The organism is Salinicoccus sp. RF5 (assembly GCF_020786625.1).
In the GTDB taxonomy this organism is placed as follows: Bacteria; Bacillota; Bacilli; order Staphylococcales; family Salinicoccaceae; genus Salinicoccus.
The window spans coordinates 206172-220756 of record NZ_JAJGRC010000002.1; the positions used below are offsets into that span (position 1 = coordinate 206172).

The window sequence follows — 14585 nt, forward strand, 5'->3', positions numbered from 1 at the left end:
GTATGAATAGAGAAGAGGTAACAATGCTGGGTTTTGAAATTGTTGCATTCGCAGGTGATGCGAGATCCAAATTATTAGAATCGTTAAATAGTGCAAAACAAGGGGATTTTGATAAAGCGGAACAACTCATTAAAGAAGCTGACGAATGTATTGTAGAAGCACATAATGCTCAAACATCATTGCTTACGAAAGAAGCAAGTGGGGATGACATCGCATATAGCGTCACAATGATGCATGGTCAAGACCACTTGATGACTACGCTCTTACTTAAAGACATGATGAAGCATATGATCGAATTATATAAAAGGGGGAATTAATGCTTATGCAAGCATTAATCGCACAAATTGAAAAAGCGAAACCCGCCTTTGAAAAAATGTCGCGCAATATTTATCTGCGGGCAATTCGGGATGGGTTTATTGCAGCAATGCCAGTTATCCTGTTTTCGAGTATATTCTTGCTGATTGCATATGTGCCGAATGTGTTTGGTTTTGCTTGGGACAGTACGATAGAAGAAATTATCATGAAACCATACCATTATACAATGGGCATTGTAGGACTGCTTGTTGCAGCAACAACAGCAAAGTCCTTAACAGATGCGTATAACAGAAGAATGGAAAGTACAAACCAGATCAACTTCATATCAACAATGTTGGCGGCGATTTGTGGATTTTTATTCCTTGCTGCGGACTCAGTTGAAGTTGGTGGATTCTCCAATGCGTTTTTAGGAACGAGAGGTTTGCTGACTGCATTTTTGTCAGCATTCGTGACGGTGATTATATATAGTTTCTTTGTGAAAAGAGATATCACCATTAAGATGCCGGAAGAAGTACCTCCTAACATTGCACAAGTGTTCAAAGACATCATTCCATTTATGTTTGTCATATTAGTAATCTATGGTTTGGACCTTTTGGTAAGAGCAATTAATGGTACAAATGTTGCGCAAGCAATCCTAGAATTATTTGAACCATTATTTACAGCGGCAGATGGATATATTGGTCTTACTATCATCTTGGGGGCAATCGCATTATTCTGGTTTATTGGTATTCATGGTCCATCAATTGTAGAACCTGCAATTGCGGCGATCACCTACGCAAACGTGGAATTGAACTACCAGTTGCTGCAATCAGGTGAACACGCAGACAAAATCTTAACACCGGGGACCCAAATGTTCATCGCAACAATGGGCGGAACAGGCGCAACACTTGTTGTACCATTTATGTTCATGTGGCTGGCCAAGTCGAAACGAAACAAAGCAATTGGTCGAGCATCTGTCATACCAACTTCTTTCGGCGTTAACGAACCAATCCTGTTCGGTGCACCGTTAGTGTTGAATCCAGTGTTCTTCGTACCATTTATTATGGCGCCGATTGTCAATGTATGGCTGTTCAAGTTTTTCGTTGATGTCATCGGAATGAACAGTTTCAGTGTGGTACTTCCATGGACTACTCCAGGACCGATTGGAATTATCTTAGGTACCGGTCTTGGATTATGGTCGGTTGTTCTTGCAATAACACTGATTGTAGTAAGCGTATTCATCTATTATCCCTTCTTCAAAGTATACGACAAGCAAATACTGGAGGAAGAATTGGCAGGTATCGATAATTCAAATGAACTGCACGACAAAGTGAAGGAAAACTTTGACACAAGCAAGGCGGACAGCATCCTTGCTTCATCGAAGACGGAAGCAGCTGCAGATGAATCCAAAGAGGTTAAAAGCAGTAAAGAAAAAGAGGCGTCTGAGGACACAAATGTATTAGTATTATGTGCCGGTGGTGGTACAAGTGGTCTACTGGCGAATGCATTAAACAAAGCCGCTACAGAAGAGAATGAATCAGTGAAAGCGGCTGCAGGCAGTTATGGGGCACATATGGATATTATGAAAGACTACCAGCTCGTAATATTGGCCCCGCAAGTAGCCTCAAACTATGAAGATATTAAGCAAGATACAGATCGTTTAGGCGTGAGATTGGCAAAAACACAAGGTGCTGAATACATTAAGCTTACACGTGATGGCAAAAGTGCTTTGGCCTTTGTTGAAAATCAATTCGCCAACTAGAGAGGAGATTCTAAAACAATGAAGAAGTTACCAGAAGATTTTATATTCGGTGGCGCTACAGCCGCTTATCAGGCAGAGGGTGCGACACAATCAGGTGGTAAGGGAAGGGTGGCATGGGACACGTATCTCGAGGAGAACTACTGGTATACAGCAGAACCGGCGAGTGACTTCTATAATCAGTATCCTGTAGACTTGGAGTTGAGCGAAAAGTTTGGTGTTAACGGCATAAGGATTTCCATCGCCTGGTCCAGAATCTTTCCGGATGGATATGGTGAAGTGAACGAAGAAGGTGTTCAGTTCTACCACAACTTATTTAAAGAATGTCATAAAAGGAATGTAGAACCATTCGTGACCCTCCATCACTTCGATACACCAGAAAAACTCCATTCAAATGGTGATTTCTTAAACCGTGAAAATATCGATCACTTTGTGGATTATGCAAAGTACTGCTTTGAAGAATTTGAAGAAGTAAATTATTGGACGACATTCAATGAAATCGGACCCATCGGGGACGGCCAATATTTGGTTGGTAAGTTCCCACCAGGAATTAAATACGACTTCGCAAAACTCTTCCAATCTCATCACAACATGATGGTGGCACATGCGAGAGCTTTGAAACTGTTTAAAGAAAATGGTTATAAGGGTGAGATTGGCATCGTCCACGCATTACCGACAAAATATCCATATGATCCAGAAAATGAAGAAGATGTGAGAGCTGCAGAGCTTGAAGATATTATTCATAATAAATTCATATTGGATGCGACATATCTGGGCAAGTATTCCGATAAGACTATGGAAGGTGTAAATCACATATTAAATGTGAATGGTGGAAAACTCGAAGTGACAGATGAAGATATGGAAATATTGGATGCTGCAAAAGATTTAAATGACTTCCTGGGGATCAACTACTATATGAGTGACTGGATGCGTGGGTTCGATGGTGAATCAGAAATCACGCATAACTCAAAAGGTGCCAAGGGTGGATCAAAGTATCAGCTGAAAGGTGTTGGACAAAGGGAGTTTGACATAGATGTCCCAAGAACGGATTGGGACTGGATGATCTATCCCCAGGGACTTTATGACCAAATCATGCGCGTCAAAAAAGACTATCCAAATTACAAAAAGATTTACGTAACAGAAAATGGTTTAGGGTATAAGGATGAGTTCAAAGACAATACTGTGGAAGATGATGCACGCATTGATTATGTGAAAAAGCATTTTGAAGCCATTGCAGATGCAATTGAAGATGGGGTAGACATTAGAGGCTACTTCATCTGGTCACTCATGGATGTATTCTCCTGGTCGAATGGATACGAGAAAAGATATGGTCTATTCTATGTTGATTTTGAGACGCAGGAAAGGTATCCGAAGAAGAGTGCATATTGGTATAAAGAACTTTCTGAAAAAAAAGTAATAGAATGATAACTATAAAGTGAAGGTGATGCAAAAGGCATTGCCTTCGTTTTTTATTGTAGTTGTCTATGCTTGGTATATCCGAAATTATGAGGGGGCCAAAGCACAAGCCATCTGTTATAATCGGTAGGGAAATCAATGGGAAAGAGGGATACGATGCCACAGGCGAACAGAAAAATGAAGGATATCGAGGTCCCGGGCACACGGCAGTTTGCCAACCGGGTGGAGGAGTTCCCGGATGCGGTGGATCTGACGCTCGGACAGCCGGACTTCGAGACGCCGCAGCCGATTAAGGATGCAGCAATCGAGGCGATCAATACGAAATCGATGAAGTACTCACATAATACGGGGCTCTTCGAACTCCGGGAGACGATCAGCCAGTACTACCGCGAGGTCCATGGTGCGGAATATGATCCGGACGGCGAGGTGCTCGTCACGGTCGGTGGGAGTGAGGGGATCGACGGGATCCTGCGTGCCATCCTCGACCCGGGTGATGAAGTGCTCATTCCCGCCCCGACTTATCTCGGCTACGAGCCGATCATCGAACTGTGCGGGGCCGTGACGAAGTTCGTCGACATGACCCCGACGGGCCACATTGCGACACCGGAACTGATCGAGTCGAATATTACAGATAAGACGAAGGCCGTACTGCTCAACTATCCGACGAACCCGACCGGCGTCACCTATACGAAGCCGCAGATGGATGCGCTTGTCGAAGTGTTCAGGAAGCATGACATCTTCGTCATTACCGATGAGATCTATGCGGAGAATACGCTTGAAGGGGAGCATATCAGCCTTGCAAGCTATACGGACATCAAGGAGCAGGTGCTCGTCGTCAACGGCCTCAGCAAGTCGCATGCCATGACCGGATGGCGCATCGGATATGTCGTCGGCCACAGGACCATCATGGAGGACGTCACGGCCGTGCATCTCTACAACACCATCTGTGCCGCACTTCCGAGCCAATATGCAGCAATCGAGGCGCTGAAGAATCATCGTCATGTGCCGAAGGAGATGAATGAAGCCTACATCGAGCGGCGCGACTACATCTATAAGCGTCTCCTCGACATGGGGCTCGAAGTGTCGAAGCCGACGGGGGCGTTCTACATCTTTCCGTCGATCAGGAAGTACGACACCGATTCGTTCCGGTTCGCGACCAACCTGCTTGAGGCGACGCAGCTCGCCGTCGTACCGGGCCGCTCGTTCTCGGAATATGGTGAGGGGCACATCCGTCTGTCATTCGCCTGCAGCATGGCGGAACTCAAGGAAGCGGCCGACAGGCTCAAGCGCTACATCGACACATTGGAAGAGAAATGAAGAATCGCCTTGCGGGCTTATCCGCAAGGCGAATTTTTCGTCAGTACCTTGTCTCCTTCAACCTGAGCGTCAATATGAATCCAAGCACCGCAAGCCCGGCCATGACGATCAAGGCATAGGATGTGCCCCAATAGGTGCTCACGGCATACGGCGCCTCCATCACGGCGACGGTGATGCTGATGATGGATGTCAGTATGATGATGCCGAAGGCCATGGCGAACTGGCGCACGGTGTTGACGATGGCGGAGCCATGGGGGATGTCCGCCTTGCCGAGCTCAGACATGCTGACGGTGACGAGCGGCATGAGTGTCAGTCCGAAGCCGGTCATGAACAGGCAGAAGTACACCATGATCCAGTAGGGCGAATCATCCATGCCGACGGTGTTGATCAGTCCGAGTGACAGGGCGGTGCAGGCGAACCCGATCGTGGCGATTCGCTTGCCGCCGTACCGGTCATACAGGTTGCCGGAAACGAATGTGATGACGGACAGGATGATCGTCCCCGGTACGAGCAGGAAGCCGGACAGGAAGGCACTCGTACCGAGTGCGTCCTGTGCGAACATCGGCAGGATCGTCTCTGTCGAGAGCAGCAGCATCATATTGATGAAGATCAGTATGATGGCGAGTGTGAACGTCCTGTTGCGGAACAGATCCAAGTTCAATACCGGCGTCGGGATGCTGAACTGGCGGCTGATGAAGAACAGCACACTCACGATTCCGACCGCCATCGGCAGTATCGACCACAGGCTCAGGAAGCCATACACGCTGATGTTGCTGAGTCCCAGTATGAAGAGGGCGAAGCCCGATGCGGACAGGACTACCGAGCGGAGATCGAGCGTCGTCCGGTTCTGTTCAAGCACGTTCTTCATCAGGAAGAGCGCCATGACGAAGGTGATCAGGATGAACGGCAGGATCACCCAGTGGAGCGACCGCCAATCGAGATAGTCGATGATGATGCCCGATATCGACGGGGCGGAAGCGGGCGCGATGTTCGTCACCGCACCGAGCAACCCCATGGCGAACCCCCGCCTGTGGTAGGGGAAGACGATGAGCAGTATCGTCTGGATCAAGGGCAGGATGATCCCCGCACCGATCGCCTGGATCATGCGTGAAAGGAGCAATATACCGAAGTTCGGCGACCAGCCGCCGATCGCCGTACCGATGAGCAGGCAGGTGAGCGAGAAGATGACGAGTGTGCGGGCGGAATAGGTAGTCGACAGGTACCCCGACATCGGGATGAATATCAGTGTGACGAGGATGAAGGCGTTCGTCAGCCACTGGACCTGTGTGGCATTGATGTCGAACTCCGCCATGATTGTCGGGAATGCCGTGATCAGCAGGAATTGGTTGAAGGTCAATAAAAAAGCTGCGGCGATGATCACCACAACGACACCCTTGCTCTCTATTCTGTCTTCCGCCATACCGATCCCTCCAATCGTTCATTTATATTCATTGTTGCATAATCCCATTCCCCGGTCAAAGCGGCGCGGCATGAATAAAGCCCTGCCTCGGGAGTCCGGAGCAGGGCATCAGTTCTATTTCATCTTCTTGTATTCCTCGACCATGCGATCCACAGCCTCTTTGACGAACTTCGGATGTGTCGCAAGGTTCAGGCGGATGTAGCCTTCATAGCCTTCCCCGAACCACTCGCCATAGTCGACGGCGAGCTTGCACTTCTCCTGGACGAATTCCTTCGTACCTTCAGGGGCGAGGAAGCCGCGCAGGTCGATCATCGGCAGGTATGTGCCTTCGAGTTTCATCACTTTCGCTTCCGGTATATGCACACCGAGTGTCTCCCTTACGTAGGCGTAGTTCGACAGGATGACGTTCTTCAGCCCATCGAGCCATTCGCCACCGCCCTCGTAGGCGGCTTGTGTGGCAAGGTGGCCGAGGATGTTCTTCTCGCTCTTGATGTGCTGGCCGGCATAGTCGTCGAACTGCTGGCGCAGTGCGTCGTTCTCGATGACTATGTTGGCATGGAGCAGGCCGGGCAGGTTGAATGATTTGGAAGCGGCGTTCACGAGCACAATGCGGTCGGTGTACTTGCCGTCTGCCACAAGCGGTGCCGGTGTATGCTTGTGTTCCCCATAGGCGAAGTCCTGGTGGATCTCGTCCGCAATGACGAGGACGTCATGCTTCTCGCAGATTGCGAGCATGCGCTCGAGTTCCGATTCCGTCCATACACGGCCGGCCGGATTGTGCGGCGAGCACAGGATGAAGAGCTTCACATCATTTTCCTCAATCTTCTGTTCGAACAGGTCGAAGTCGAGTTCGAAGCGGCCGTCATTCTCATTCATATCCGCCGTCACGAGTGTGCGGTCGAGGTCACGGATGACGTTGAAGAACGGGTAGTAGACGGGCGGTGTGATGATGACCGCATCCCCTTCCTCCGTGTAGCAGTTCATGAACCAGTAGAGTGCCGATACGACGCCTGTCGCCGGACGGCACCATTCCTTCTCGACCTTGTAGCCGAAGTTGTCCTCCATCCATTTGGAGTATGTGTTGTAGTACTCGTCCGGGATGAATGAATAGCCGTATGCACCGTGCTGCACACGCTCGGTGAGTGCGTTGATCACGCTGTCCGGCGCCTTGAATTCCATGTCCGCGACCCAGATCGGCAGCAGGTCCGGATCTCCGAACCGCTCCTCGAGAAGATCCCACTTCGTGGAGTTCGTATTCTTGCGCTCCACATAATATGTATCGACAAAATCCTTTATATCCAAAATCATCGCTCCCTTTCATATGTAATCATAAAGGTATTATATCAGTCATGGACGAAATAAAAAGCATCGGGAGCGCATTTGACGCAATATTCTGGAGGTTATATCATTGGGAGGAGTGATACGCCAAAAAGGCGAATGAGAAGCGGAGGAAAATTCCATGATTACACTGACCGATGAACAGATTGAAAAAGAGTACCACATGCACCACGCGATAGCGGACGTCAAAAATGTCCTGCAGGATCTGAAGGATGATGCGATCATCCAGGCGCCCCGCACCGTCCTTCCGGTGGATGACAACAGCTCGATGCTGTACATGCCATGCATCAGCACGGCGTCGAAGATCTCCATCATCAAGACCGTCTCCATCTTCCCGGTGAATAAAGACCTCCCGACGACGCAGGGGAACCTGCTCGTCACCGATCTGACGAAGGGGGAGCATAAGGCGACGATGGATGCGTCATACCTCACACGCCTCCGTACCGGTGCCATGACCGCCATCGCGACGGAAAGGCTGGCACGTAAGGATGCCAAGACGCTCGGTGCCATCGGTACGGGCAACATGGCCTTCGAGCAGGTGCTCGGTGTCGTTGAAGTGCGGGATATCGAAAGGATCGTGCTCTACAACCGTACGAAGGAGAAGGCCCAAAAATTCAAGGAAAGGCTCGAGGCATTCGGCATCAAGGCCGACATCGATGTCGTGGATAATGCATCAGACGTCGTCACACAGAGCGACATCCTCAACTGTGCCACCCAGTCCACAGAGCCGGTATTCGACGGCAATGATCTCAAGCCCGGCACACACATCAACGGCGTCGGTTCATTCAAGCCCGTAATGAAGGAAATGGACGAAACGACAATCAAAAGAGCAAACCAGATCTATGCCGACGACCTCGAATCCGTCAAGGAGGAAGCTGGTGAGCTGATCCATGCGGTGGATGGCGGCATCATCAGCTGGGACGACATCAAAGGCGAACTCGTCGATATCTTCGAGCAGGACTATCTCAGGCAGGATGATGAGGAGATCACCCTCTACAAATGTGTGGGGGCGGGATATTTCGACTTGGCTGTTGCCGGCGGCGTCATGAAGATGTTTGCGGAGTAGATACAGACACGAAACCTACTTAGTGGTTTCGTGTTTTTTAGTCTAAGGGGTGTACATACAATTATGTTAGAATATTCTTAACTTTATATACGAGGTGACAGCATGGCAATTATGGTACCTAGCTATCGTCGAAGTGAGGAGTTTAATCGTAGTAGAGGAGAACGTTTGCTCTATAATGAGTTAAAAAAACAATTAAGTGATGAATATGTCATATTTCATTCAGTTAATGTTTTAGGACGTGCACGTACAAATAAAGGTTATCCTGTAGACAAAGAAATTGATTTCATAGTTTTTCATCCTCAAAAGGGGATTATATGTATCGAGGTTAAGCATGGGGAAATAAGGTTTAGGGATAATGGGATATTTCAAAAACAGTATCTTGAGTATGATGATTCATCTAGAAATAAAGAGAATTATGTTTCAATTGATCCTTTAAAACAAATTGCACCTGCCAAGTACTCTTTAATAAAACATTTAAAAGATAATCTTGGAAGTCGCATAGAGTACTCATGTACATCAGTAGCTTTCTTTACTTCAGTGCGTAGTGTAGATATGCATGGGAAGCTTCCACTTTTTTATAGAGGACGTATATTATTTAAAGAGGATTTAGAAACCCTTTCTGAATCGCTAGATAACCACTTTGATTACCATAATGGACGGATTCCCAAGGACAAAGATTTAGTAAAGGAAACAAAGAATTCTGTTATAAATGAGATTGCTCCTTCTTGTGATGCAATACCTATATTGAGTGAGCGCATTAAAGAGAATGAATTCTCATTTAGAAAGATGACACAAGAGCAGATCAAGGTATTGGACTTTCTTGAAAAACAAAAGAATGCAGTAATTGAAGGAATGGCTGGGTCTGGGAAGACTGTTATCGCCTTGGAAAAGGCGAAACGTCTATCTGAAAGCCGTAAAGTGCTTGTCCTTTGCTTTAATAGAATGATTAAAGATTATATGAAGATATCATTACAAAAATATTCCAGCAACATTGATGTTATGAATATTTATGACCTCGGTTTAGCATACCGTTATTTGAAGTCAGGTGAATTTCATTGGACTAGGCAGATGGAACTTTTGAATGATATATTGCAAGGCAAATTAGAATGGGATTATGATGATTTAATTATTGATGAAGCGCAAGACTATACAAAAGGCATATTAGAAATGCTATATAACATACAGAAAAAATCAAACGGACATTTTTATGCATTTTATGACATACATCAAAAGACTCATAATAATATGTCGGAAGAGTGGTTGGATAAATTTCACAACCGATACGTATTGCATAGTAATTGCCGGAATACAATGGAAATAGCAGAAGCATGTTGTAAAATCGTTGGGGAAAATATAAGAAAGCCAAGTATAAAAGTGAGTGGTCAAAGACCAAAATGGCATATAAATCGAACTGAGGATGAGCTAAAAAAGACTTTGGAAACTCAGTTGGACTACTATATTGAACAAGGGATTTCTTTAGGTGATATTGTCTTACTTACAATTAAATCTAGCAATGACCCTAGCGGAATATTATGCAATGAAAAAAACTTAAAAGCCGCATCATTTAATATAGGAAAATACAAAGTGAGTGGCTATAAAAAAGAAGGACATCTACTTTTTACTACAGCAAGAAAATTCAAAGGAAATGAAAGTGACATTGTCATTGTTGTAGATATCAATGAAGAATCTTTGTGGAATGATAATGGTAAGAAACTATTTTATATAGCTGTTTCTCGAGCAAAGCATATTGCCGAAGTACATTGTGTAATGGATCGTACGGAGGAAGAGAGTTTATACCGTTCAATTTCTCGAGAAAAACGCAATGAACCTTTTGCATTAAGGGAATATTTAGCAATGGAAAAGGTGAACTATAGTCATGGGATGAGATAGAGCTCTTAAAAAATTAGGGAGATATATTATTGTGTTTAACTGAATAATCTATAGTCGTTAAAAACCAATATAAGATATTATCATTATATAGATAAGTGAGGCAGATTAACATGTTAAAAGATATAACACTCTCCGAAAAAGATATCCGGTCTTTCAAAGAGTATGTGGATAGTTTCTTGGAAGTCTGCAATAACTCAATCGGAAAAACGTCGACAGATAGTCGTGGAAAGACTCTAAATAATTTTGTTGTTGGAGGAACAAGGAAACCAATTACCGTTTCGGAAGGAAAGTACAAAGTGAGCCGATCTTTTGCGCATGGTAATAATTCATTGAATACCTATCCGTACGTAAATGTCGGGTGGATGAGCCTTTTTTATGATTGGCAGGCAGTGCAGTGGGGAAAGAAGGCTTTCTTCCTGTCGACAAAACAGTCGTACTCCAAAGTGGATAAGCCTCTACCAGAGCCGCATAGAGGGGGTCTTGAATCATATTATAAAAGTTGGGATGTTGCTGAAGACGGCCTGAGCTTGGAAAATGAACAAGATTACGAAGATATGCTTAGAAATATGATTATGCTGTATAACGATTTCACTCAGGAATCAGGAGCCGAGAGTAATACAGTAGAGTTTAAAGAGCGACTGTTAAGTTCGAAAAACATTATTCTTCATGGGCCTCCCGGAACTGGAAAGTCTTATATGGCGTTGGAACTGGCCAAACAGATTACTGAAAATAATGATGATCAGATGGAATTCGTCCAGTTTCATCCAAGCTACGACTATACGGACTTCGTAGAAGGGCTTCGGACGAAACAATATGGGAACAATCAAGTGGGCTTTGAACTGATGCCGGGAACCTTTATGAAGTTTTGTGATAAAGCACGGAGGAATCAGGCAGGCTCGGATAACTTTAATGAGTCATGGGAGCTCATGCTTGAAGAAATGAGAGAAAAAGAGGAGATTTCTATACCGACTCTGACAGAGAGGAGTACGCTTACTTTTCAATTATCTTCAAAAGATTCATTAAGATTCAAAGATATCAGTGCAGGGACTTTAACTAAATGGAATTTATATAACGTGTATAGAGGGAAGCAAGGGCGTCCTTCCAATGCATATGATAACTATATGAAAGCTGTGCTTAAATACATGAAAGAAAACCATAAACTTCAGGATTATGCAGAAGCGAGTGGGAAGAAATACGTCTTTATCATCGATGAGATTAACAGAGGAGAAATATCTAAGATATTTGGCGAGCTCTTTTTCTCCCTCGACCCTGGATATAGGGGAGAAAAAGGTGCTGTCATGACCCAATATCATGCGTTGCATTCTGGGGCAGAGTACCCATTCCCCGAGAAGTTTTATGTGCCTGAGAATGTCTACATCATTGGTACGATGAATGACATTGATAGAAGTGTGGAAAGCTTCGACTTTGCGATGCGAAGGCGGTTCAGGTTCATAGAAATCAAGGTGAAAGACAGCCTCAGTATGTTGAAACAACTCGATGAGACGCGGGTGACGATTGATGATGTGGAGGCTCGACTTACAAGGCTGAACGAAGAAATAGAAGATATACCTGGGTTGGACAAGAGCTACCATATAGGTCCAAGCTACTTCTTGAAATTGAATGATGTCGGTTATGACTTCGAAGTGTTGTGGGAGGAGTTCCTTGAGCCACTGCTGAAAGAGTATTTAAGAAACCACCTGGATGCAGAGGAACATTTATATCGTCTTAAGCAAGCCTACTATCTCGATGAACAGGATGAGTAGCATGGACGGACAACATTTAATCCTTAAGGATAACTCCCGAACAGAGTTGGAGGAAAGCTGTCTTGGAAACACTGTCTTCCAATATTTGCAGAACAAAACAATGGGGGATCTGACAAGGTCGGACATGCTTATTTTTCCAGGAGATAATGAGGCGTATGCAGATGATGACAGAAAGGTTATTGAGACAACGCAAGATAAAGTAGTGACATCAAACCTTCTGGGATTCTTCAGTAATGCCAAAGATGCAGTCAGTATCGTCAGTAGATTTGACGATCCTGAAGATAACTATTTTCTCCAATATATGTTGAGCAAGGTATATGGGATTACACCGTTGGACTATTCCAGTACCATGAAACCCAATCAGGGTTTCTTGGATTTATTGGTACTTCTGTTCCCCAGTATTTTGAATCAAGCATTGGCGAAAGGGATCTATAAAGAGTATCGAACGAATCGTCACAATAACAGTGCCCTCAAGGGCAAAATTGATGTCGCCCGACATATTAAAAATAATATTCCTTTTACTGGAGATATTGCCTTCACAAATAGAGAATTCAGTTTTAATAATCCAGTGATTCAGCTTGTACATCATACAATCCAATTTATAAAACGACATAAACAGTATCATCGCATTTTGAATGAATCACACATTACACATGAAAATATAAAAATCATTGAAAGTATTGCTTCTTCAGCAAAAGGATCAACGGCCAAACTGATTGATCTTAATAAGCGGAATATAGTGAAACACGCTTACTATAAAGAGTATGAGCAGCTACAGAAAATATGCATCGTCATACTTGAAAGTCAAAGTATGCTGTTCACAAGCAACAGTAAAGAAAAATTTTATGGTGTTGCTCTCGATGGGGCGTGGTTGTTTGAGGAATACGTGAATACGGTAATAGGTGATGTATTCCACCACCCTAACAATACAGAAGGGACGGGGGCTAATTATCTCTTCTCCGGTGGCGCGGGAAAAATCTACCCTGACTTCATATCAAAAGATAGTGAAAATAGAATCATCGCGGACGCGAAGTATAAACCGAGCCGCAATATTTCAGGGGCAGATTATCATCAGATTGTATCCTATATGTATCGATTTGACTCAGCCGAGGGTTATTATATCTATCCATACTCAATAATGGAAAATGAAAGGCCTTCAAAGCGCCCCATGGAACTTTTAAAAGGTCTCAACTTTGGCTCGAAGAAAGAAAGTATGAAGCGGGATCAAAAAATTACTGTAACGAAGCTGGGGCTGAGGGTGCCGATAGGTGTAGAGAGTTATCAAGAATTTAAACATATGATGGTAATGAACGAAAACGAGTTGAAGGGAGATTTGAAGATTTGATGTTAGAGGAAATAGGACAGGCAACACATGGGGATAATTAATGAGGCAATAGAGGAAATGCGAAGACTGAAATAATAAAAGTAGCTCTTAAGAAGAAAAATCACTTCTTAAGAGCCATACTTTAAAGTATTTCATTTATTTTAGGGAGATCCCAAGGGGTTATAATTCCAATGATATCTTCAGGCTTTTCAATTTTACCCAATGCTGTAATGAGAAGAACAACTCCTCTTTCGCCATTGCGGATTCTTCTAGAAAAAAGTTCATCTACATTATAAAGAGACATGTCGGCCTTAATGGTTACATAGTTCATACGATTTTCATCATGTCCAATAACATCAGCAATCTTAACTTCTGATAAATCTACGATTTCCTCTTTTATAACCTCAGATAACCAAAATGTGATTCCATTATCAGAAACTAAACCTAAGAATTCATTCTGGTCAAATACGGGGAACTGAGTATAACTTTTGTCTTTAATATAATTTAATACATCTTTTAAATTATCTTCTGCTTTAAAACATTGAACATGATTTTTAAAGATTTTATTAACTTTTGTAGGATATTCTATTTGATTTCTTATCTCGATCATATCGTTGATTAACTCAGACGATGGTTCAGCTAAGTTATATTTACTATCCTTTTTTTCATGGACTAAGATATTGCGAAGCTCTCTAATCAAGTGCAGCTGTTTTTTATGTTTCTTTACTACACTATTATTCTCCAGTTCATCAATGAGTCTACGAAAATCCACAAACTTGCTAGAATTGTTACTTTTTTCTTTTAGCACATCATGTAATTTATTAAATTCTGCTATAAAACTCTCAAAATTATTGCTCACTGCTATATTCCTCCACTTCAAATATCTAAAAATTAAGTACAATTAATTACTTTCATTATACATAGAAAAGAAATATATTTACTAAGGTTATTGATTAATTGGTAAATATTGTTGATAATATATGTAAAACAAATATAAA

Annotated in this window: 11 protein-coding genes; 8 read left to right on the forward strand and 3 right to left on the reverse strand. The window is 43.9% G+C overall.

Features of this window, described 5'->3' with window-relative positions:
• Positions 1-2: 2 nt before the first annotated feature.
• The 4 genes from LLU09_RS08020 to LLU09_RS08035 all read left to right on the forward strand — a co-directional run bounded on the left by LLU09_RS08020 (position 3) and on the right by LLU09_RS08035 (position 4786).
• Entirely contained in the window at positions 3-317 is a 315-nt protein-coding gene (locus tag LLU09_RS08020) for a PTS lactose/cellobiose transporter subunit IIA (protein ID WP_094906225.1), read from the forward strand.
• Positions 318-322: 5 nt separating this feature from the next.
• Complete coding sequence (locus LLU09_RS08025; RefSeq protein WP_094906419.1) at positions 323-2056, forward strand: lactose-specific PTS transporter subunit EIIC; 1734 nt, start codon at positions 323-325, stop codon at positions 2054-2056.
• An 18-nt stretch (positions 2057-2074) separates the two neighbouring features.
• Complete coding sequence (lacG, locus tag LLU09_RS08030; protein WP_228311287.1) at positions 2075-3478, forward strand: 6-phospho-beta-galactosidase; 1404 nt, start codon at positions 2075-2077, stop codon at positions 3476-3478.
• 147 nt (positions 3479-3625) lie between these two features.
• The gene (locus tag LLU09_RS08035) at positions 3626-4786 is read left to right on the forward strand and encodes an aminotransferase class I/II-fold pyridoxal phosphate-dependent enzyme (RefSeq protein WP_228311288.1); all 1161 of its coding nucleotides are present in this window, start codon (positions 3626-3628) and stop codon (positions 4784-4786) included.
• Between the two features lie 40 nt (positions 4787-4826).
• On the opposite strand, the gene LLU09_RS08040 is transcribed toward LLU09_RS08035, so the two are convergent.
• Both LLU09_RS08040 and LLU09_RS08045 read right to left on the reverse strand, forming a co-directional pair.
• The gene (locus LLU09_RS08040) at positions 4827-6206 is read right to left on the reverse strand and encodes an MFS transporter (RefSeq protein ID WP_228311289.1); all 1380 of its coding nucleotides are present in this window, start codon (positions 6204-6206) and stop codon (positions 4827-4829) included.
• Between the two features lie 114 nt (positions 6207-6320).
• The gene (locus tag LLU09_RS08045) at positions 6321-7514 is read right to left on the reverse strand and encodes a MalY/PatB family protein (protein WP_228311290.1); all 1194 of its coding nucleotides are present in this window, start codon (positions 7512-7514) and stop codon (positions 6321-6323) included.
• 151 nt (positions 7515-7665) lie between these two features.
• Between LLU09_RS08045 and LLU09_RS08050 the strand changes: the two genes are divergently transcribed.
• The 4 genes from LLU09_RS08050 (at position 7666) to LLU09_RS08065 (ending at position 13608) form a co-directional block, all read left to right on the forward strand.
• Complete coding sequence (locus LLU09_RS08050; RefSeq protein ID WP_228311291.1) at positions 7666-8610, forward strand: ornithine cyclodeaminase family protein; 945 nt, start codon at positions 7666-7668, stop codon at positions 8608-8610.
• A gap of 102 nt (positions 8611-8712) precedes the next feature.
• Entirely contained in the window at positions 8713-10500 is a 1788-nt protein-coding gene (locus LLU09_RS08055) for an NERD domain-containing protein (RefSeq protein WP_228311292.1), read from the forward strand.
• Positions 10501-10664: 164 nt separating this feature from the next.
• A complete protein-coding gene (locus LLU09_RS08060) occupies positions 10665-12263 on the forward strand; it encodes an McrB family protein (protein ID WP_228311293.1) in 1599 nt (532 codons plus the stop codon).
• A gap of 1 nt (position 12264) precedes the next feature.
• Positions 12265-13608: an McrC family protein gene (locus tag LLU09_RS08065; RefSeq protein WP_228311294.1), complete on the forward strand. Its 1344-nt coding sequence runs from the start codon at positions 12265-12267 to the stop codon at positions 13606-13608.
• A 121-nt stretch (positions 13609-13729) separates the two neighbouring features.
• Here the strand turns inward: LLU09_RS08065 and LLU09_RS08070 are convergent, their stop codons facing one another.
• Complete coding sequence (locus LLU09_RS08070) at positions 13730-14446, reverse strand: CBS domain-containing protein (protein WP_228311295.1); 717 nt, start codon at positions 14444-14446, stop codon at positions 13730-13732.
• Between the last annotated feature and the right edge of the window lie 139 nt (positions 14447-14585).

What these genes read in the sequence shown, in the direction of transcription:
- LLU09_RS08025 (WP_094906419.1), top strand. Translation starts at nt 323, where the DNA reads ATGCAAGCATTAATCGCACAAATTGAAAAAGCGAAACCCGCCTTTGAA.
- LLU09_RS08035 (WP_228311288.1), top strand. Translation starts at nt 3,626, where the DNA reads ATGCCACAGGCGAACAGAAAAATGAAGGATATCGAGGTCCCGGGCACA.
- LLU09_RS08065 (WP_228311294.1), top strand. Translation starts at nt 12,265, where the DNA reads ATGGACGGACAACATTTAATCCTTAAGGATAACTCCCGAACAGAGTTG.
- LLU09_RS08045 (WP_228311290.1), bottom strand. Translation starts at nt 7,514, where the DNA reads ATGATTTTGGATATAAAGGATTTTGTCGATACATATTATGTGGAGCGC.
- LLU09_RS08050 (WP_228311291.1), top strand. Translation starts at nt 7,666, where the DNA reads ATGATTACACTGACCGATGAACAGATTGAAAAAGAGTACCACATGCAC.
- LLU09_RS08040 (WP_228311289.1), bottom strand. Translation starts at nt 6,206, where the DNA reads ATGGCGGAAGACAGAATAGAGAGCAAGGGTGTCGTTGTGGTGATCATC.
- lacG (WP_228311287.1), top strand. Translation starts at nt 2,075, where the DNA reads ATGAAGAAGTTACCAGAAGATTTTATATTCGGTGGCGCTACAGCCGCT.
- LLU09_RS08020 (WP_094906225.1), top strand. Translation starts at nt 3, where the DNA reads ATGAATAGAGAAGAGGTAACAATGCTGGGTTTTGAAATTGTTGCATTC.
- LLU09_RS08055 (WP_228311292.1), top strand. Translation starts at nt 8,713, where the DNA reads ATGGCAATTATGGTACCTAGCTATCGTCGAAGTGAGGAGTTTAATCGT.